This is a genomic window from Streptomyces achromogenes subsp. achromogenes, assembly GCF_000720835.1.
GTDB lineage: Bacteria > Actinomycetota > Actinomycetes > Streptomycetales > Streptomycetaceae > Streptomyces > Streptomyces achromogenes.
Genome location: NZ_JODT01000013.1, coordinates 1 through 20,571 on the forward strand (window position 1 = coordinate 1; position 20,571 = coordinate 20,571).

Sequence of the window (20,571 nt, forward strand, 5' to 3'; positions counted from 1 at the left end):
CGCCCGGTTACATTCCGAACCCGGAAGCTAAGCCTCACAGCGCCGATGGTACTGCAGGGGGGACCCTGTGGGAGAGTAGGACGCCGCCGAACAAATTTTGATAAAGGTCGGATCCTGAACTTCGGTTCGGGGTCCGGCCTTTTTCTGTTGTGCGTAACGTGTCGTTCACGTACCGAGCACAGCATCCCCGACATGGGAACCGCAGCGCTGCTCAGGGCCGCCGGAGTCGGAGTCGGTGACGAGGTCGTCGTACCGGCCTTCGGGAACGTCGAAGTCGCCGAGGCCGTGGCCCTGGCGGGCGCGCTCCCGGTGTTCGCCGACATAGACCCGGTGACCTACTGCCTCGCCCCGGAAGCGGTCGAGGCGGCCGTAACTCCCCGTACCGCGGCGGTCGTTGTCGTACACCGCTTCGGACGGCGGGCCGACATCGGGCGGTTGCACGCGCTCGGGCGGCGGCACGGACTGCTGGTGCTGGAGCGCGGCGAGACCGAGGCGCCGTACGACGAGATAGCCCGGCGCCGGCAGCGGGCCGCCTATCTCGACGCCAGACTCAAGGGCGTACGCACGCCGGACGGCGGGGACGGGCACACCTACCAGCAGTACGTCGTGCGGGTGCCGGGCAACGGCCGGCCGGACCGGGACGCCTTCGCGCGGGCCCTGCGGGCCAGGGGAGTGGAGTGCCGGGTGCCGGTGAAGACGCCCGTGCACCGGCTGCCGGCCTTCCGCCGGTGCGTGTCGCTGCCGGAGACCGAGCGGGCCGCCGGCGAGACACTCGCGCTGCCCGTGGACGCCGCGCTCACCAAGCGCGACATGCAGCGGACGGCCGCCGCCTGCAACGCCCTCGGCGGCCTGCTCCAGCCCGCCTTCTGACCGGCCCCGAACGAATTTGGGAACCCAGCCCTGTTCGGGGTACAGTTTCTTTGTCGCCGCGAGGGAAACCTCGAAAACGACAGGCCCCTATAGCTCAGTCGGCAGAGCGTCTCCATGGTAAGGAGAAGGTCAACGGTTCGATTCCGTTTGGGGGCTCGGTCAAAAGGCCCCACCCTTCCGGGTGGGGCCTTTTTCGTGCTTCCTCACGCCTCCTGGTGAATGCCCGGGACGCGCATCGCCAGAATCGCCATGTCGTCGGACGGGGCGTCGGAGGCGAACCGCTCGACCGCGCGCATGATGCGCGCCGCGACCGCACCCGCCGTCAGACCCGTGCACGTGGTGAGGACATCGGCGAGGCCGTCGTCGCCCAGCATGCGCGAGCCCTCACGGCGTTCGGTGACCCCGTCCGTGACGCAGAGCAGCACGTCCCCCGGGTCGAGGGTGACCGTCTCCTCGTACAGCTCCAGATCCTCGATGACGCCCAGCAGCGGCTGCGGTTCGGCCGCGGCCGTCACCGTGCCGTCCTGGCGCAGGCGCAGCGGCAGCGGGTGGCCGGCGCAGACCACCTTCAGCTCGGCGCTGCCGTCCGCGCGCGTCCGCAACTCGCCGTACAGAAGCGTCAGGAAGCGGCTGCGGTCGCCCTCGTCGAGGATCGCGGAGTTCAGGCGCTGGAGGACCGCCGGGCCGGACAGACCCTCGCGGGCCAGCAGGCGCAGGGCGTGCCGGGCCAGGCCGGTGACCGCCGCCGCGTTGGGGCCCGTACCGCAGACGTCGCCGATGGCGAAGCCGTACGCGCCGTTGCCGATGGGGAAGACGTCGTAGAAGTCGCCGCCGACCTCGTTGCCCTCGCCCGCGGCGCGGTAGATGACCTCGACCTCGACGCCGTCGATCTGCGGCAGGCCCGGCGGGAGCAGGCTGCGCTGGAGGGACTGGCTGATGGCCGTGCGCTCCGAGTACAGGCGGGCGTTGTCCAGGGCCAGGGCGGCCCGGCGGCTCAGGTCCTCGGCGAGTTCCAGGATCTCCTGGCGGAAGTGCTCGTCGGTGGGCTTGCCGAGGGTCAGCATGCCGATGACGCGGTTGCGGGCGACGAGCGGCAGGACCACCGTCTCGCCGCCGACCGCGGACGCCGTCGTCAGCGTCGGGCCGATACCGGAGGCGATCCGGTGCGTGGGCCCGCCCGCCAGGCCCAGGCTGCGCATGGAGCTGCGCAGGGCCGCCTGGTGGGCGATCTCGCCCGGGGCCGTCCAGACGCGGGCGCCGGGGGTCGGCACCGGATCCGGCGGTGGGACCTTCGACAGCAACGACTTGATGCCGTCGATGAGTTCCTCGTCCTCGTGCAGGACGTAGGACAGGTACGGTTCGGACGCCTGGTCGGCGATCGTGTAGACCGCGCACCAGGTGGCCAGGGTCGGGACCGTCATCTGGGCCATCAGGGCCAGCGTCTGGTCCCGGTCCAGGGTGCCGGCCAGCAGGTCGGAGGCCTCCACCAGGAAGCTCAGCGAGCCGCGGCGCAGCCGTTCCAGCTCGCCGAGGCGGGCCGACTCGACGGCCAGGGCGATCCGGTCGGCGGCGAACTGCAGGCGCAGCGCCTCCTCGTTGGTGTACCGGCCGGGTGCCTCGGCGGCGACGCCCAGGGAGCCGGTGAGGCGGCCCTCGACCTTCAGCGGGACGGTGACGACGGAGCGCATACCGGTGCCGGCGAGCAGCGGTACGGCCCCGGGGACGGCGGCCAGGTCGTCGTGGACGGCGGGCATGCGGGCGGAGCCGTAGCGGCCGGGGCCCGCCTCGACCGGCACGCGCGCGAAGCGCTGGCGGGCGGAGGGCAGTCCGGTGGAGGCGCGGACCTCCAGTTCGGTCTCGTCGTCGGTGGCCAGCAGCAGGAACGCGGAGTCGCCGTCGAGCATGTCGCGGGCGCGTTCCACGGTGCGCTGGAGCAGCCCGTCGAGGTCGTCCGGGGCGGGGGAGCCGATGAACACCTCGAAGGGGTCGGTGCTCTGCCCGTCGGAGGACGGCGTCTGGTCGCCGGCCGGGACGCGGGGCGGCGACTGCAGGACGGCGCGTTCGTGGTCGCGGACCAGCAGGCACACGGTCGAGGGCTCGCCGCCGGTGTCGCGGACCCGCAGGTGCGAGGCGTACACCTGGGCCACGCGGCCGTCGGCGCGGCGGATGCCGTAGGTGCCCTCCCAGCGGGAGAGCTGGAGCGCCTCGGCGATGCCGGTGCCGGTGCCCGGGGTGTGCGGCCAGGCCGCCAGGTCGGTGAGGGGTTTGCCGACGACGTCGGAGGCCGGGTAGCCGAACAGCTCCTCGGCGTCCTCGTTCCAGGCGCTGATGCCGCCCTTGCGGTCGATCTGGAGGACGGCGACGCGGACCCGGCCGTCGGCCAGCGGCAGCAGGTCGGCGGGCAGGGCGGGCCCGGCGGTGCGGGTGCCTACGGGGCGTTCGGGGAGGTTGAGCTGGAACCAGACGTTCTTGTGGGTGGGGGTGTAGTCGACGCCCCAACGGGTGGCCAGGGCCGCGCACAGCTGGAGGCCGCGGCCGCCCTCGCGGTCCGGGCTGCCCATGGAGACGGCGGAGCTCTGGAGGGGGACCTCGCGCTCCGGGTAGCGGTCGGAGACCTCGATGCGCACGCCGTCCTCGGTGCGCAGGCACAGCACGTCCGCGTGGGTGCCCGCGTGGACGACGGCGTTGGTGACCAGCTCGCTGGTCAGGACGACCGCGTCGTCCACGATGTCGGCGAATCCCCAGCCCTGGAGGGTGTCGCGGACGAAGGACCGGGCGGTCGCGACGGATCGCCCGACGGGTTCGAAACTGGCGGCCGCACGCGCGGTGATCACAGAACTCCTCGGCCGGTTGTCGGCATGCAGGGCTGGCTCGCCGGCCGGCTCGAGCCGCTGCTGCGGCATCAGCTCGCCCGTCGGCTGTGGCTCCGGGGGCTGTCCCCCGGGGATCAGTCCGGTGGTCATTGTCCGGCCGCCCCTCCGATGCCCGCTCGTACTCGTGCCACCGCCCAGGCCGGTCGGACCGGTGCGGCTGGACAGCCGCATGCAAGGTTACTTACCTTCGCGGTCCGAGCGGATGCCGGTCTTCGGTGTTTACGCCCCCAGGGTGTGCGGACGATGTGCGAAGCTGCCGAACTGTTATGGCCGGGTTCGGCCGGGGTGAAACACTGGGCAAGCTTCTGATGAAGGTCGCTCCGGGCCGCGTGTGCCGGGCGCACGGCGGGCAGCAGCCCCTGGTGTGGCCGGATCCCGTCCGGCGGACATACGCAGAAGTAACCGGTACGCGGACGCGATCGGTATGCCGGTGACCGGCACGCCGGGCCGAAGCGGCCGAGCACAGCAGTAACGGTCTACCCCTCCGGGAGGGACACAGTGGAGTCTGGCGCGGCGACGCGAGGCACGAAGACGCGCGCGAAAGGCGGACCGTCCCTGGGCAGGAGCGGCGGCACCACGACGGTGGACACGGCCGCCCTGAACCGGCTGCTGGCGGCCCTCGGGGCGATGCGGGACGGGAACTTCCGCAAGCGTCTGACGGTCTCCGGAGACGGGGTGATGTCGGAGATCGCGGCCGTCTTCAACGAGGTGGCCGACCGGAATCTGCATCTGACCGGTGAGCTGTCCCGGGTGCGGCGCATGGTGGGGCGTGAGGGAAAACTCACGGAACGGCTGGAGACGGGTGCCTGCGAGGGGTCCTGGGCGACCGCCATCGAGCACTCCAACGCGCTCGTGGACGATCTGGTCTGGCCCGTCTCGGAGGTCAGCCGGGTGCTCACGGCGGTCGCCGAGGGTGATCTGTCGCCGCGCATGGAGCTGCGGACCCAGGCGCCGGACGGCGGTACGGGGCATCCGCTGCGCGGGGAGTTCCTGAAGGTCGGCCGGACCGTCAACAACCTGGTGGACCAGCTGTCGACGTTCACGGACGAGGTCACGCGCGTGGCCAGCGAGGTCGGTACCGAGGGCAAGCTCGGCGGGCAGGCGCGGGTGCGCGGGATGTCGGGTTCGTGGAAGGACCTGACCGAGTCCGTCAACACGATGGCGGACCGGCTGACCGCCCAGGTCCGGGACATCGCCCTGGTGACCACGGCGGTGGCCAAGGGTGATCTGTCCCGCAAGGTGACCGTGCATGTCGCGGGCGAGATGCTGGAGCTGAAGAACACCGTCAACACGATGGTGGACCAGCTGTCGGCCTTCTCCTCCGAAGTCACGCGGGTGGCCCGGGAGGTGGGCACCGAGGGCATCCTGGGCGGCCGGGCGCAGGTGCCCGGGGTGGCCGGCGTGTGGAAGGAGCTGACCGACTCCGTCAACACGATGGCGGGCAACCTGACCGCGCAGGTGCGGGGGATCTCACAGGTGACGACGGCCGTCGCCAGTGGTGATCTGTCGCAGAAGGTGACGGTTCCGGCGCGGGGCGAGGTGGCGCGGCTCGCCGAGACGATCAACCAGATGACCGAGACGCTGCGGATCTTCGCGGACGAGGTCACCCGGGTGGCGAACGAGGTCGGCGCGGAGGGGCGGCTCGGCGGTCAGGCGAACGTGCCGGGCGCGGCCGGTACCTGGAAGGACCTGACGGACTCCGTCAACACGGTGTTCCGGAACCTGACGACGCAGGTGCGGGACATCGCGACGGTGACGACCGCGGTGGCCAACGGCGATCTGTCGCAGAAGGTCACCGTGGACGTGGCCGGCGAGATGCTGGAGCTGAAGAACACCGTCAACGGCATGGTGGACCAGCTGTCGTCGTTCGGTGCCGAGGTGACGCGGGTCGCCCGGGAGGTCGGTGTCGAGGGTGAGCTGGGCGGGCAGGCGCAGGTGCCGGGCGCGGCGGGTACGTGGAAGGACCTGACGGACTCCGTCAATACCGCGTTCCGCAACCTGACCGGTCAGGTGCGCAACATCGCCCAGGTGACGACGGCGGTGGCGAACGGTGATCTGTCGCAGAAGGTCACCGTGGACGTCTCCGGTGAGATGCTCCAGCTCAAGAACACCGTGAACACGATGGTGGACCAGCTGTCGAGCTTCGCCGACCAGGTCACGCGGATGGCCCGGGACGTGGGTACGGAGGGCCGGCTGGGCGGTCAGGCCCGGGTGGACGGCGTCTCGGGTACCTGGAAGGAGTTGACGGACTCCGTCAACTTCATGGCCGGCAACCTGACGTCGCAGGTGCGGCAGATCGCCCAGGTGACGACGGCGGTGGCGCGCGGTGACCTGTCGCAGAAGATCGACGTGGACGCGCGCGGCGAGATCCTCGAGCTGAAGAACACGATCAACACGATGGTGGACCAGCTGTCCGCCTTCGCCGACCAGGTGACCCGGGTCGCGCGGGACGTGGGTACGGAGGGGCGCCTGGGCGGTCAGGCGCAGGTGCCCGGTGTCGCCGGTGTGTGGCGGGACCTGACCGACTCCGTGAACGGCATGGCGGGCAACCTGACGGCACAGGTGCGCAACATCGCGCAGGTCGCCACCGCCGTGGCGCGCGGTGACCTCTCCCAGAAGATCACCGTGGACGCGCGCGGGGAGATCCTGGAGCTGAAGAACACGCTGAACACGATGGTGGACCAGCTGTCGTCGTTCGCCGACCAGGTCACGCGGGTGGCCCGTGAGGTGGGTACGGAGGGCATCCTCGGCGGGCAGGCCGAGGTGCAGGGGGTCTCCGGCACCTGGAAGGACCTCACGCAGTCCGTGAACTTCATGGCGAACAACCTGACGATCCAGGTGCGCAACATCGCCGAGGTCACGACGGCGGTCGCGAAGGGTGATCTGTCGAAGAAGATCACTGTTGACGCGAAGGGCGAGATCCTCGAGCTCGTCACGACGGTCAACACCATGGTCGATCAGCTCTCGAGTTTCGCCGAGCAGGTGACCCGGGTGGCCCGTGAGGTGGGCACCGAGGGCATCCTGGGCGGTCAGGCGCACGTGCCGGGGGTCACGGGCATCTGGAAGGACCTCAGCAACAACGTCAACCTGATGGCCAACAACCTGACCATGCAGGTGCGCAACATCTCGCAGGTGGCCGCGGCCGTCGCCAACGGCGATCTGACGCGGCAGGTGACGATCGAGGCGCGCGGCGAGGTGGCGCAGCTCGCCGACACCATCAACACGATGGTCAAGACGCTGAGTTCGTTCGCCGACCAGGTCACCAAGGTGGCCCGCGAGGTGGGCACGGACGGCATCCTGGGCGGTCAGGCGCATGTCCCGGGCGTGGCCGGCACCTGGAAGGACCTCACCGAGTCGGTGAACCAGATGGCGTCCAACCTGACCGGCCAGGTGCGCAACATCGCCATGGTCACCACGGCCATCGCCAAGGGTGACTTGACGAAGAAGATCGACATTGACGCCCGCGGCGAGATCCTGGAGCTGAAGACGACGATCAACACGATGGTCGACCAGCTCTCCAGCTTCGCCGAGGAGGTCACGCGCGTGGCCCGCGAGGTGGGCACGGAGGGGCAGCTGGGCGGCCAGGCACGCGTGCGTGACGTGGACGGCACCTGGCGCGACCTGACCGAGTCCGTGAACGAGATGGCCGAGAACCTGACCCGGCAGGTGCGGGCCATCGCGCGCGTGGCGACCGCGGTGACCCGGGGCGACCTGAACCTGAAGATCAACGTGGACGCGGCCGGCGAGATCCAGGAGTTGCAGGACTACATCAACAAGATGATCGCCAACCTGCGCGACACCACGATCGCCAACAAGGAGCAGGACTGGCTCAAGGGCAACCTGGCCCGTATCTCCTCCCTCATGCAGGGCCGCCGGGACCTGGAGGACGTGGCCTCGCTGATCATGAGCGAGCTGACGCCGGTGGTGTCCGCGCAGCACGGCGCGTTCTTCCTGGCGATGCCGCTGATGGAGGGCAAGGGCGTCGGCAACGGCGAGGACGACTACGAGCTGCGGATGCTGGGCTCGTACGGCTACTCGATGGGCTCGATGCCGACGTCGTTCCGGCCCGGTGAGGCGCTGATCGGCACGGCCGCCCAGGAGAAGCGCACGATCCTGGTGGACAAGGCGCCCAGCGGCTATCTGAAGATCTCCTCCGGGCTCGGCGAGGCCCCGCCCGCGCAGGTGATCGTGTTGCCGGTGCTGTTCGAGGGCAAGGTGCTCGGGGTGATCGAGCTGGCGTCGTTCACGCCGTTCACGCAGATCCAGCGGGACTTCCTCAACCAGATCGCCGAGATGATCGCGACCAGCGTCAACACCATCTCGGTCAACACCAAGACCGAGAAGCTGCTCAAGCAGTCGCAGGAGCTGACCGAGCAGCTGCGGGAGCGGTCGGCCGAACTGGAGAACCGGCAGAAGGCGTTGCAGGCCTCCAACGCCGAACTGGAGGAGAAGGCCGAGCTGCTGGCCCGGCAGAACCGGGACATCGAGGTGAAGAACACCGAGATCGAGGAGGCCCGGCAGGTCCTGGAGGAGCGCGCCGAGCAGCTCGCGGTGTCGATGCGCTACAAGAGCGAGTTCCTCGCCAACATGTCGCACGAGCTGCGCACCCCGCTCAACTCGCTGCTGATCCTGGCGAAGCTGCTCGCGGACAACGCCGAGGGCAATCTCTCGCCCAAGCAGGTGGAGTTCGCCGAGACCATCCACGGCGCGGGCTCCGACCTGCTCCAGCTGATCAACGACATCCTGGACCTGTCGAAGGTCGAGGCGGGCAAGATGGACGTCTCGCCGACCCGGATCGCGCTCGTCCAGCTGGTGGACTACGTGGAGGCCACCTTCCGGCCGCTGACCGCGGAGAAGGGCCTGGACCTGTCCGTGCGGGTCTCCCCGGAGCTGCCGGCGACCCTGCACACCGACGAGCAGCGGTTGCTGCAGGTGCTGCGCAACCTGTTGTCCAACGCGGTGAAGTTCACCGATTCCGGTTCGGTGGAGCTGGTGATCCGGCCCGCGGGCACGGATGTGCCGGAGACCATCCGGGAGCAGTTGCTGGAGGCCGGTTCGCTGGCCGATCCGGACGGCGAGCTGATCGCGTTCTCGGTGACGGACACCGGCATCGGCATCGCGGCCAGCAAGATGCGGGTGATCTTCGAGGCGTTCAAGCAGGCGGACGGCACCACCAGCCGCAAGTACGGCGGCACCGGTCTCGGGCTGTCGATCTCGCGGGAGATCGCGCAGTTGCTCGGCGGTGAGATCCACGCGCAGAGCGAGCCGGGGCGCGGCTCGACGTTCACGCTGTACCTGCCGCTGCACATGAGCGAACTGCCGCCGCAGGGCTACCAGCAGTCGGCGCCCGCCCTGGAGGCCGGGGACCTGGTGGCCTCGGAGGCGCACCTTTCCTCGGAGCTGTCCGCGGTGGAGATCGAGACGCCGGCCGAGGTGAAGTCGTACCAGGAGACGCAGAACGGGCCCGCCGCGCTCTTCCGGCGCCGGCGGCGGGCCTTGCCCACGGAGACGCAGCGGGCCGAGCAGTGGACGGCCGTTCCCGAGCAGGAGCAGCCGGCGCCGCCCACGGCGCGGTTCGGCGGCGAGAAGGTGCTGATCGTCGACGACGACATCCGCAACGTGTTCGCGCTCACCAGCGTCCTGGAGCAGCACGGGCTGTCGGTGCTGTACGCCGAGAACGGCCGGGAGGGCATCGAGGTGCTGGAGCAGCACGACGACGTGGCGGTGGTGCTGATGGACATCATGATGCCCGAGATGGACGGGTACGCGACGACCACGGCGATCCGCCGGATGCCGCAGTTCGCGGGTCTGCCGATCATCGCGCTCACCGCGAAGGCGATGAAGGGCGACCGGGAGAAGGCGATCCAGTCGGGCGCCTCCGACTACGTCACCAAGCCCGTCGACCCCGATCACCTGTTGTCGGTGATGAACCAGTGGATGCGGCCGGAGTGAGCCGGGCGTGACCGGCCCGCCCCGGCGCGCCGGTCACGCCGGGGCGGCCCGCGGCGCGCGCGGGGGTTGCTGCATGATGGGGGCCGGGAACACGTGGGAATACGGGATTCCGGGAACCATCCGGGATGTCGCCGCGTTTCCGGTACGTGCACAGTGACATCGCGGTGACAGGGTGTGGCGACAGGCGGGGTGCGGCTACGATGACCGGCACAAGGACGGGCGGCGAAAGGGAGTCGTCCCCTGGGGCGGCGCCCGGTGTACCGCCGGGGCGAGGAGGGCGGGCCATGGTGCAGAAGGCCAAGATCCTCCTGGTCGATGACCGGCCGGAGAATCTGCTGGCGCTGGAGGCGATCCTCTCGGCGCTCGATCAGACACTGGTGCGGGCATCGTCCGGGGAGGAAGCGCTCAAGGCACTGCTCACGGACGATTTCGCGGTCATCCTGCTGGATGTCCAGATGCCGGGCATGGACGGTTTCGAGACGGCCGCGCACATCAAGCGGCGGGAGCGGACGCGGGACATCCCGATCATCTTCCTCACGGCCATCAACCACGGCCCGCACCACACCTTCCGGGGCTACGCGGCGGGCGCGGTGGACTACATCTCCAAGCCGTTCGACCCGTGGGTGCTGCGCGCGAAGGTCTCGGTGTTCGTCGAGCTGTACATGAAGAACTGCCAGCTGCGGGAGCAGGCGGCGCTGTTGCGGCTCCAGTTGGAGGGCGGCGGCAAGGGCGCGGTGGCCGGCAAGGAGTCGGCCGGGCTGCTCGCCGAGCTGTCCGCGCGGCTCGCGGCCGTGGAGGAGCAGGCGGAGGCGCTGTCCAAGCAGCTGGACGACGACTCCGCGGACGCGGCGGCGGTGGCGACGGCGGCCCATCTGGAGCGCAAACTCACCGGGTTGCGCCGTGCCCTGGACGCGCTGGAGCCGGGCACGGGCGGCAGCGGTGCCTCGGTGCCGTCGCAGAACTGACCGAGCCCCCTCCGCAGATGCGGATGAGCGTGCGTCAATTTCGCTCCCCGGCAGGCACGACACGAACGGGTGAAGCTGTGGGCGCACGTGTCCGCCGTCGTCTCCCCCGGTAACCTCACACCCATGGCCTCACGTCCCTCCGCAGCCAAGAAGCAGCCCGCCAAGAAGGCCGCTGCTCCCGCGAAGGCTCCGGCGAAGAAGGCCGCCGCGAAGAAGGCCCCGGCCAAGAAGGCGCCCGCCAAGAAGGCCGTGGCGAGGAAGCCCGCGCCCCCGAGGCCGGCGCCCAGCCCCACCGGGGGCCTCTACCGAGTGGTGCGCGCCCTCTGGCTGGGCCTCGCGCACGCCGTCGGCGCCGTCTTCCGCGGCATAGGGCAGGGCGCGAAGAACCTCGACCCGGCCCATCGCAAGGACGGCGTCGCGCTGCTGCTGCTCGGCATCGCGCTGATCGTCGCCGCGGGCACCTGGGCGGACCTGCGCGGACCCGTCGGCGACCTGGTGGAGATCCTGGTCACCGGCGCCTTCGGCCGGCTCGACCTGCTGGTGCCGATACTGCTCGCGGTCATCGCCGTACGGTTCATCCGGCACCCGGAGAAGCCGGAGGCCAACGGGCGGATCGTGATCGGCCTGTCCGCGCTCGTCGTCGGCGTGCTCGGCCAGGTCCACGTCGCCTGCGGCTCGCCCGCGCGCAGCGCCGGCATGCAGGGCATAAGGGACGCCGGCGGCCTCATCGGCTGGGCGGCGGCCACGCCGCTGACGTACGCCATGACCGAGGTGCTCGCCGTCCCCCTGCTGGTGCTGCTGACGATCTTCGGGCTGCTCGTGGTGACCGCGACCCCGGTCAACGCGATCCCGCAGCGGCTGCGGCGGCTCGGCGTCGTACTGGGCGTGCTGCACGATTACGAGGCGGACCGGTTCGCCGCCGAGGAGGCGGCCTACGACGAGCAGTGGCGGGAGGCGCCGCCCGCGCGCCCGCGCAGGCGCTCCGGCGCGCCCCAGGCGTACGACCCCGAGGGCGCCGAGACCGCGGCCCTGGCGCAGCGCCGCGGGCGTCCCAGGCGCTCCGCGGTGCCCCAGCCGGACCCGCAGCGGCACCCGGACGCCGTGGACGTCGCCGCGGCGGCCGCCGCCGCGCTGGACGGTGCCGTGCTGCACGGCATGCCGCCCTCCCCGCTGGTCGCCGACCTCACCCAGGGGGTGGGCGCGGGCGAGCGCGAGGACACCACCCCGGTGCCCGCCCCCGCCTCCGCCCCCACAGCCACACCCGCGCCCGCGCCGGTGCCCGCCGCCCGCCCGAAGCGGGAGAAGCCCGAGCCCGCGGCCGTACCCGATCTGACCAAGCCCGTACCCGACCTGACCAAGAAGGCCCCCGAGGCGCCCCGTGAGCTGCCCGCGCGCGCGGAGCAGCTCCAGCTGTCCGGGGACATCACCTACGCGCTGCCCTCCCTGGACCTGCTCCAGCGGGGCGGTCCCGGCAAGGCGCGCAGCGCCGCCAACGACGCGGTCGTCGCCTCGCTCACCCAGGTCTTCACCGAGTTCAAGGTCGACGCGGCCGTCACCGGCTTCACCCGCGGCCCGACGGTCACCCGCTACGAGGTGGAGCTGGGCCCCGCCGTGAAGGTCGAGCGGATCACCGCGCTGACCAAGAACATCGCCTACGCGGTGGCCAGCCCGGACGTGCGGATCATCAGCCCGATCCCCGGCAAGTCCGCGGTGGGCATCGAGATCCCCAACACCGACCGGGAGATGGTCAACCTCGGCGACGTGCTGCGCCTCGCGGAGTCCGCCGAGGACGACGACCCCATGCTGGTCGCCTTCGGCAAGGACGTCGAGGGCGGGTACGTCATGCACTCGCTGGCGAAGATGCCGCACATGCTGGTCGCCGGCGCCACCGGCTCCGGCAAGTCGTCGTGCATCAACTGCCTGATCACCTCGGTGATGATGCGGGCGACCCCGGAGGACGTCCGGATGATCCTGGTCGACCCCAAGCGCGTGGAGCTGACCGCCTACGAGGGCATCCCGCACCTGATCACACCGATCATCACCAACCCCAAGCGGGCCGCCGAGGCGCTGCAGTGGGTGGTCCGCGAGATGGACCTCAGGTATGACGACCTGGCCGCCTACGGCTACCGGCACATCGACGACTTCAACCGCGCGGTGCGCGAGGGCAAGGCCGAGGCGCCGCCGGGCAGCGAGCGCGAGCTCCAGCCGTACCCGTACCTGCTGGTGATCGTGGACGAGCTGGCCGACCTGATGATGGTCGCCCCGCGCGACGTCGAGGACGCCATCGTGCGCATCACGCAGCTCGCGCGCGCGGCCGGCATCCATCTGGTGCTCGCCACCCAGCGCCCGTCGGTCGACGTGGTCACCGGTCTGATCAAGGCCAACGTGCCCTCCCGGCTGGCGTTCGCCACCTCCTCGCTGGCCGACTCGCGGGTCATCCTCGACCAGCCGGGCGCCGAGAAGCTGATCGGCAAGGGCGACGGCCTGTTCCTGCCGATGGGCGCGAACAAGCCGACCCGTATGCAGGGCGCGTTCGTGACCGAGGAGGAGGTCGCGGCCGTCGTCCGGCACTGCAAGGAGCAGATGGCGCCCGTCTTCCGGGACGACGTCACCGTGGGCTCCAAGCAGAAGAAGGAGATCGACGAGGACATCGGCGACGACCTCGACCTGCTGTGCCAGGCCGCCGAGCTGGTCGTCTCCACCCAGTTCGGGTCGACGTCCATGCTCCAGCGCAAGCTGCGCGTCGGCTTCGCCAAGGCGGGGCGGCTGATGGACCTCATGGAGTCCCGCAACATCGTCGGACCGAGTGAGGGCTCCAAGGCGCGGGACGTCCTGGTGAAACCGGACGAGCTGGACGGTGTGCTCGCGATGATCCGCGGAGAGACCGAGGGGTGACACGAAGGGCCGTTCGGTCCAGCCCGGTTGCGCCGGGTGGCCGAGCGGCCGTGACCCACCCGTTAGGGGGGACGGGGCAACCGTTCGGGTTTGTCGTACGTCCAGTTGAGCGAAAGGTCAGGTAAGGGCCTCGCCCTGGGGTACCTGCTTGTCCGACCATCGGCATGTCGTGCCAATCCGTTGGCGTACAAAGTCATACCGTCCGGTTGCCCCACCCTTTCGTCACCCCCCTAGACTGAGCTTCCAGCACAGGTGGCTACACGCTCGAAAGGCGCCCCCGTGTCCCTCGGCAACTCCCCTGAAGACGAGCGTCCGTTCCGAGACGAGTCCCAGGAAGCCCGACCTTCCGTGGGCCGCGCCCTGAAGCAGGCGCGGATCGCGGCCGGGCTGACCGTGGACGACGTCAGCACCGCCACTCGGGTCCGTATCGCCATCGTGCGCGCCATCGAGGCGGACGACTTCGCCCCCTGCGGCGGCGACGTGTACGCCCGTGGGCACATCCGCACCCTGGCCAGGGCCGTCCACCTCGACCCCGAGCCGCTGATCGCCCAGTACGACGCCGAGCACGGCGGCCGTCCCGCGCCCACCCCCGCCGCGCCCCTGTTCGAGGCGGAGCGGATCCGGCCCGAGCGGCGCGGCCCGAACTGGACGGCGGCGATGGTCGCCGCCATCGTCGTCGTGATCGGGTTCGTCGGATTCACCGCGTTCAAGGGCGGCTCCTCCTCCGGCGACTCCAAGTCCCAGGTCGCCGAGGGCAGCCCGTCCAGCGCCGGCACGAGCGCCTCGGTCCCGCCGAAGAAGGACAAGCCGGCCCAGCCGACCGGCGAGCCCTCCGACAGCGCCATCGCCGCCGCCCCCCAGGACAAGGTGACCGTCCAGGTCAGCGCGCCCAACGGACGCAGCTGGATCTCCGCCAAGGACCACAACGGCCGGATGCTCTTCGACGGGCTGCTGAAGAAGGGCCAGTCCAAGACCTTCCAGGACAACTCCAAGATCAACCTCATCCTCGGCGACGCGGGCGCGATCGAGCTGTACGTCAACGGCAAGAAGATCGAGGACACCTTCCGGCCCGGCGCGGTGGAGCGCCTCACCTACACCAAGGGCGACCCGGTGGCGGGCTGACGGGCCGCCCCTCGCGGGATGTGACGGAGTCGGCCGGGCCCGGCCAACCCCGTCGACATGGGCTGTCGGCGAGACAAAGTAGTCTTGAGCACATGCCTGAACGCCGTACCGTCGCACTCGTCACTCTCGGCTGCGCTCGTAACGAGGTGGATTCCGAGGAGCTCGCAGGCCGTTTGGAGGCGGACGGCTGGCAGCTCGTGGACGACGCCGCGGACGCCGACGTCGCCGTGGTCAACACCTGTGGCTTCGTGGAGGCCGCGAAGAAGGACTCCGTCGACGCCCTGCTGGAGGCCAACGATCTCAAGGGCCACGGGAGAACCCAGGCCGTCGTGGCGGTGGGCTGCATGGCCGAGCGGTACGGCAAGGAGCTGGCCGAGGCGCTGCCCGAGGCCGACGGCGTGCTCGGCTTCGACGACTACACGGACATCTCCGACCGCCTGCAGACCATCCTGTCCGGCGGCATCCACGCCTCCCACACCCCGCGCGACCGGCGCAAGCTGCTGCCGATCAGCCCGGCCGAGCGACAGGAGTCGGCCGCGTCCGTCGCGCTGCCCGGCCACGCCCCGGCCGACCTGCCGGAGGGCGTCGCCCCCGCCTCCGGGCCCCGCGCGCCGCTGCGCCGCCGCCTGGACGGCTCCCCGGTCGCCTCGGTGAAGGTCGCCTCGGGCTGCGACCGGCGCTGCTCCTTCTGCGCCATCCCGTCCTTCCGCGGCTCCTTCATCTCCCGCCGCCCCAGCGACATCCTGAACGAGACCCGCTGGCTGGCCGAGCAGGGCGTGAAGGAGATCATGCTGGTCTCCGAGAACAACACCTCCTACGGCAAGGACCTGGGCGACATCCGCCTGCTGGAGTCCCTGCTGCCGGAGCTGGCCGACGTGGACGGCATCGAGCGGGTCCGGGTGAGCTACCTCCAGCCGGCCGAGATGCGCCCCGGACTGATCGACGTCCTGACCTCGACGCCCAAGGTCGCCCCGTACTTCGACCTGTCCTTCCAGCACTCCGCGCCGAACGTGCTGCGCGCCATGCGCCGCTTCGGCGACACCGACCGGTTCCTGGAGCTGCTGGACACCATCCGGAGCAAGGCCCCCGAGGCCGGCGTGCGCTCCAACTTCATCGTCGGCTTCCCCGGCGAGACCGAGTCCGACCTGGCCGAACTGGAGCGCTTCCTGAACGGCGCCCGGCTGGACGCCATCGGTGTCTTCGGCTACTCCGACGAGGAGGGCACGGAAGCGGCGACGTACGACACCAAGCTGGACGAGGACGTCGTCGCCGAGCGCCTGGCCCACATCTCCCGGCTGGCCGAGGAACTGGTCTCGCAGCGCGCCGAGGAGCGCGTCGGCGAGACGGTCCGGGTCCTGGTGGAGTCGGTGGACGAGGAGGAGGGCGTCTACGGCCGTGCCGCGCACCAGGCGCCGGAGACCGACGGCCAGGTGCTGCTCACGAGCGGCGAGGGCCTGACCGTCGGACGTATGGTCGAGGCGAAGGTGGTCGGTACGGAAGGTGTCGACCTGGTGGCCGAGCCGCTGGCCGGCTCGCTCGCGTGTAGTGAGGAGGCGGGCAGATGACCGGAGTCCCGGCATCCGCCGCGGGCGGCTCCTCCGGCGCGCACCGTGCCCGGGGCACCGCCGCCGCTGCCGACGGCGCCCGGTCCGAGGTCTCCGGTTCTGCTCCAGGTCCCGCCGACGAGGGCGGCAAGGCCGCCCGTGGCGGCAAGATCACGGCTGCGGCCGTCAACCAGGCCAGTGTCTGGAACGTCGCCAATCTGCTGACCATGCTGCGGCTGCTGCTGGTGCCCGGCTTCGTGGCGCTGATGCTGGCGGACGGCGGCTACGACCCGGCCTGGCGCTCGCTGGCCTGGGCCGCCTTCGCCATCGCCATGATCACCGACCTGTTCGACGGGCATCTGGCGCGGACGTACAACCTGGTCACCGACTTCGGGAAGATCGCCGACCCCATCGCCGACAAGGCGATCATGGGGGCGGCGCTCACCTGTCTGTCGGCCCTGGGCGACCTGCCGTGGTGGGTGACGGCCGTGATCCTCGGCCGGGAACTCGGCATCACCCTGCTGCGTTTTCTGGTCATTCGCTACGGCGTGATCCCCGCCAGCCGCGGCGGCAAGCTGAAGACCCTCACCCAGGGCGTGGCAGTGGGCATGTACGTCCTGGCGCTGACGGGCTGGCTGGCCACCCTGAGGTTCTGGGTGATGGCCGCGGCGGTCGTCCTCACGGTCGTGACGGGCCTCGACTACATAAGACAAGCCATTGTGCTGCGCCGGCGGGGAATCGCCGAGCGCGCGGCGGCGTTGGAGGAGAAGGACGCGTGAGCTCCCAGGCCACCGAACTGGTGCGACTACTGACCGTGAGGGGCGAGACCCTTGCCGTCGCCGAGTCGCTGACCGGTGGCCTGGTGGCGGCGGAGATCACCGGGGTACCCGGGGCGTCCCGGGTGTTCCGGGGCTCGGTCACCGCCTACGCCACCGAGCTCAAGCACGGGCTGCTCGGCGTCGACGGATCCCTGCTGGCCCGGCGGGGTGCGGTGGATCCGCAGGTCGCGGGCCGGATGGCGGCCGGAGTCCGCGCGCTTCTCGGTGCCGACTGGGGCATCGCGACCACCGGAGTGGCCGGGCCCGATCCGCAGGACGGCAAGCCCGTCGGAACGGTCTTCGTGGCCGTGGACGGACCCCTCACCGGTCCATCCGGTTCTGCCGGTGGCGGAAAAGTCCGGGCGCTGCGGTTGAACGGCGGCCGTGCGGAAATTCGTATGGAGAGTGTACGGAGCGTACTCGCAGTGCTTCTGGAGCAGCTTGCGGGCGAACAGACTGGGAATGAGCGGGCACAGGATACGGAACGGAACGGGGGGTTTTGATGTTTGCAGCCCTGAGTGAACACGACATCGCTCCCCGCACGGCCGCGGCGCGAGGCGGTACGGTGGGGCGAGAAGGATGCGGCTACGCGGTCCGAGGAGGGAGCCACCGATGATTCTGCTCCGTCGCCTGCTGGGTGACGTGCTGCGTCGGCAGCGCCAACGCCAGGGCCGTACTCTGCGCGAAGTCTCCTCGTCCGCCCGAGTCTCACTCGGCTATCTCTCCGAGGTGGAGCGGGGGCAGAAGGAGGCTTCCTCCGAGCTGCTCGCCGCCATCTGCGACGCGCTGGACGTACGGATGTCGGAACTCATGCGGGAAGTGAGCGACGAGCTGGCGCTCGCCGAACTGGCCCAGTCCGCCCGCGCCACCGAGCCTGTGCCCACGCCGGTCCGGCCGATGCTGGGTTCCGTGTCGGTGACCGGTGTGCCACCGGAACGGGTGACCATCAAGGCGCCCGCGGACGTGGTCGCCGCGTGAGGTCCGCGCGCGCGGCCTGACAACCCCGAACGAACGAGGCCCCGGCCGGGCCTCTCCGGATCCCTCCGGACAGCCCGGCCGGGGCTTCTCGTCTGCCCGTGGTGGCTTTTGCCCTCATATTCCCCGTTTGCCGGGGTCGTGCCGTGCGGTCATCGTGAGAGGGACGTGACGGCGCCGAAGCACGGAGGAAGCGGATGTACGTCGTGAAGAGCCCGTTGGCCGACGCGGACCTGAAGACCGTGTCCGAGGCGCTCCAGGGCGCCCTGATGGACCTGGTGGACCTCGCGCTGACCGGCAAGCAGATCCACTGGAACATCGTCGGCCCCAGGTTCCGCTCCATCCACCTCCAGCTGGACGAGGTCGTCGCCTCGGCCCGCGCCCACTCCGACACGGTCGCCGAGCGGGCGGCGGCGCTGGGCGTACCGCCCGACGGCCGCGCCACCACGGTGGCCTCCGGCAGCGGCATCAAGACGGCTCCGGCGGGCTGGATCAAGGACACGGACGCGGTCTCGGCGATGGTGGACGCGCTGGGCTCGGTGATCACCCGGATGCGGGAACGGGTGACCGCGACCGAGGCGCCCGACCCGGTCTCCCAGGACCTCCTCATCGCGATCACCGCGGACCTGGAGAAGCACCACTGGATGTTCCAGGCGGAGAACGCGTAGCGCGGCGGCCGGGGCATTCCCCGGGTTTCCGGCGCCGTGCGGCCCGGTGGTGCATCGGTGAGCCCGTGGTGCGCCTCCCGCGCGGGGCGGGCGACGGTCTAGCGTCCGGCTGGAGGTGATGGCGGGCATGGCGGGACGCATAGTGCGCTGGGGGGCCGCGCTCGGGCTCGGGGCCCTGTGGTGGTGGGCCGTGCTGCGGCTGGCCGTGGGGGAGGACTCGGGCGTGCTGGAAGCGGCCGTCGTGGCCGGCGGCTGGGGGCTGAGCCTGCTGCCCGTGCACTGTGTGCCCAAGGCGCGCGCGACCGGGGCCGTGCCGGCGGGGCGCTGGGGGGCCGCCTGGCGGGCCGGGGAGCTCACCAGGGCGTCGCCACATCCCCGTTCGGGCGAAGTCTCCGACCCGTCGTGAATCCCGACGCGTCCGATGCCGGGTACCGCACCGCGCGCGCCACGTCGTCCGGCTCACCGCCCCGGCCCAGCGGTGTCATACGGGTCATCACGGCCTCGTTGTGTGCCTGGGCCGCGCGGTCGTGACGGGCGGTCACGGGGTGCGGATCCAGCCCGGGGCGACCGCGTTGACCCGGACGCCGCGCGGGCCCAGCTCGGTGGCCGGCGTCCTGGTCGGCTGCACCACGGCCGCCTTGGCCGCGCCGTAGCAGAGCAGCCCGGCGCCGCCGGTGTCGACCGCGCCGGAGGCCATGGTGACGATGCTCCCGCGCGTCCGGTGGGTGAGCATCAGCCGTGCCGCCCGCTGGCCGTGCCGCCGTGGTCCTCGATCAGCGCGGCGGTGCCGTCCGGGCCGTCCGCGTCCCGGTCGGCGCGGTGCACCGTCGCGCCCGCCTCGGCGGGCAGCACGGCACAGGCCCGGCCGATGCCACCGGCGGCTGCGGCGACCAAGGCGGTGCGTCCGCTGAGGTCGTACGCGCTCAGAGCCATGGGGGGGGCGGTACGAGCATGTCTGACGGGTCGTCGATTGGTGGGTCCGCTCAGGGGGTGCGAGGGCGGCGCGGGTACTTCTCCCGCCAGCGCTGCGGGGAGCCGGGGGCCGGGGCGGGACCAGGCTGGCAGGTGGGGCACCAGTAGGTGGGGCGCTCCTGGGAACCGTCGCCCTGATCGGCCACCCGCACCGAGGTGTGGCAGCGCAGGCACGGCCGGGGCGCGCGGCCGTAGACGAACAGGTCGTGCCGGTGCACGCCGGTCGTCTGCCGGACCGGGCGCTCGCGGTTCGCCTCCAGCAGCCGCTTGGCCAGGCCGGGCAGCTTCTCGGCGCGGTCGGCGGGGAGCGCGCCGACGGGCAGCCACGGGGTCACGCCGAGCAGGAAGCACAGCTCGCTCTTGTAGACGTTGCCGATCCCGGCCAGATTGCGCTGGTCCAGCAGGGCCTCGCCGAGCGGCCGGGCTGGATCCGCCAGGAGGTTGGCCAGGGCGCGCTCGGGGTCCCAGTCCGGGCCGAGCAGGTCGGGGCCGAGGTGGCCGACGACCCGCTCCTCGTCGGCCGTGCGCAGCAGTTCCAGGACCTGGAGGCGGTAGCCGACCGCCGCGCGGTCGGCGGTGGACAGGACGGCGCGGATCTGGTGGGCCGGCCCGCCCCGCCAGCGCTCACCCGCGCCGAACACCTTCCACGCGCCCTCCATCCGCAGATGGGTGTGCAGGGTCAGGCCGTCCTCGAAGCGGGTCAGCAGGTGCTTGCCGCGCGGAACGGTGTTCAGCACCGTGCGGCCGGCCAGGTCGACCGTCGCGTACTTGGGCACGCGGAAGTCGCTGCGGGTCAGCACCTTGCCGGCGAGGGCCTCGTGCAGCCGCCGCGCGGCCTGCCAGACCGTGTCACCTTCGGGCATGCCTCAAGCCTGCCACGCGGGTGTCGGGGGCGCGGGTGCCGTCGTGGCGGGCCG

The 20,571-nt window shown here is 71.2% G+C and carries 13 protein-coding genes, 1 tRNA gene, 1 rRNA gene and 1 pseudogene; 13 read left to right on the top strand and 3 right to left on the bottom strand.

All coding sequences use genetic code 11. The annotated features are described in order from the left end of the window. The 3 genes from rrf to IH25_RS0114510 form a co-directional block, all read left to right on the top strand. Positions 1 to 92, top strand: a 5S ribosomal RNA gene (rrf, locus tag IH25_RS38555); the annotation flags it as partial. A gap of 115 nt (positions 93 to 207) precedes the next feature. After that, positions 208 to 870 (top strand): DegT/DnrJ/EryC1/StrS family aminotransferase, encoded by a 663-nt coding sequence (locus tag IH25_RS0114505; protein WP_037654962.1) that lies wholly within the window; start codon positions 208 to 210, stop codon positions 868 to 870. Between the two features lie 83 nt (positions 871 to 953). Further along, positions 954 to 1,026 (top strand) — tRNA-Thr (locus tag IH25_RS0114510). Positions 1,027 to 1,073: 47 nt separating this feature from the next. Here the strand turns inward: IH25_RS0114510 and IH25_RS0114515 are convergent. Next, complete coding sequence (locus IH25_RS0114515; RefSeq protein WP_037654948.1) at positions 1,074 to 3,833, bottom strand: SpoIIE family protein phosphatase; 2,760 nt, start codon at positions 3,831 to 3,833, stop codon at positions 1,074 to 1,076. 408 nt (positions 3,834 to 4,241) lie between these two features. On the opposite strand from IH25_RS0114515, the gene IH25_RS0114520 reads away from it, so the two are divergent. The 10 genes from IH25_RS0114520 (at position 4,242) to IH25_RS0114565 (ending at position 19,088) form a co-directional block, all read left to right on the top strand. Beyond that, positions 4,242 to 9,695, top strand: coding sequence for a HAMP domain-containing protein (locus IH25_RS0114520; RefSeq protein WP_107058381.1), 5,454 nt, complete (start codon positions 4,242 to 4,244; stop codon positions 9,693 to 9,695). 284 nt (positions 9,696 to 9,979) lie between these two features. Then, on the top strand, positions 9,980 to 10,660 hold the full coding sequence (locus tag IH25_RS0114525; RefSeq protein WP_030608824.1) for a response regulator: 681 nt from the start codon (positions 9,980 to 9,982) through the stop codon (positions 10,658 to 10,660). A gap of 123 nt (positions 10,661 to 10,783) precedes the next feature. Then, positions 10,784 to 13,555 (top strand): DNA translocase FtsK, encoded by a 2,772-nt coding sequence (locus IH25_RS0114530; RefSeq protein ID WP_030608828.1) that lies wholly within the window; start codon positions 10,784 to 10,786, stop codon positions 13,553 to 13,555. Positions 13,556 to 13,834: 279 nt separating this feature from the next. Continuing rightward, positions 13,835 to 14,677 (top strand): helix-turn-helix domain-containing protein, encoded by an 843-nt coding sequence (locus IH25_RS0114535; RefSeq protein WP_030608830.1) that lies wholly within the window; start codon positions 13,835 to 13,837, stop codon positions 14,675 to 14,677. 92 nt (positions 14,678 to 14,769) lie between these two features. Beyond that, positions 14,770 to 16,242 (top strand): 30S ribosomal protein S12 methylthiotransferase RimO, encoded by a 1,473-nt coding sequence (gene rimO / locus IH25_RS0114540; RefSeq protein WP_078844243.1) that lies wholly within the window; start codon positions 14,770 to 14,772, stop codon positions 16,240 to 16,242. Continuing rightward, positions 16,239 to 17,000 carry a CDP-diacylglycerol--glycerol-3-phosphate 3-phosphatidyltransferase gene (gene pgsA / locus IH25_RS0114545; protein WP_030608836.1) on the top strand — a complete coding sequence of 254 codons (762 nt, stop codon included), beginning with the start codon at positions 16,239 to 16,241 and terminating at the stop codon, positions 16,998 to 17,000. Before rimO ends, pgsA begins: the two co-directional genes overlap by 4 nt. Next, complete coding sequence (locus IH25_RS0114550) at positions 16,997 to 17,542, top strand: CinA family protein (protein ID WP_030608838.1); 546 nt, start codon at positions 16,997 to 16,999, stop codon at positions 17,540 to 17,542. Before pgsA ends, IH25_RS0114550 begins: the two co-directional genes overlap by 4 nt. 109 nt (positions 17,543 to 17,651) lie before the next feature. Next, the gene (locus IH25_RS0114555; protein ID WP_030608842.1) at positions 17,652 to 18,017 is read left to right on the top strand and encodes a helix-turn-helix domain-containing protein; all 366 of its coding nucleotides are present in this window, start codon (positions 17,652 to 17,654) and stop codon (positions 18,015 to 18,017) included. A 194-nt stretch (positions 18,018 to 18,211) separates the two neighbouring features. Then, positions 18,212 to 18,682: a Dps family protein gene (locus IH25_RS0114560; RefSeq protein ID WP_030608845.1), complete on the top strand. Its 471-nt coding sequence runs from the start codon at positions 18,212 to 18,214 to the stop codon at positions 18,680 to 18,682. A 127-nt stretch (positions 18,683 to 18,809) separates the two neighbouring features. Beyond that, complete coding sequence (locus IH25_RS0114565) at positions 18,810 to 19,088, top strand: hypothetical protein (RefSeq protein ID WP_030608848.1); 279 nt, start codon at positions 18,810 to 18,812, stop codon at positions 19,086 to 19,088. On the opposite strand, the pseudogene IH25_RS40660 reads toward IH25_RS0114565, so the two are convergent. Both IH25_RS40660 and IH25_RS0114580 read right to left on the bottom strand, forming a co-directional pair. Continuing rightward, a pseudogene (locus tag IH25_RS40660) lies at positions 19,036 to 19,615 on the bottom strand (SDR family NAD(P)-dependent oxidoreductase). The gene IH25_RS0114565 and the pseudogene IH25_RS40660 sit on opposite strands and share 53 nt — an antisense overlap. 50 nt (positions 19,616 to 19,665) lie before the next feature. Then, a complete protein-coding gene (locus IH25_RS0114580; RefSeq protein ID WP_030608856.1) occupies positions 19,666 to 20,517 on the bottom strand; it encodes an Fpg/Nei family DNA glycosylase in 852 nt (283 codons plus the stop codon). Positions 20,518 to 20,571 lie beyond the last annotated feature (54 nt).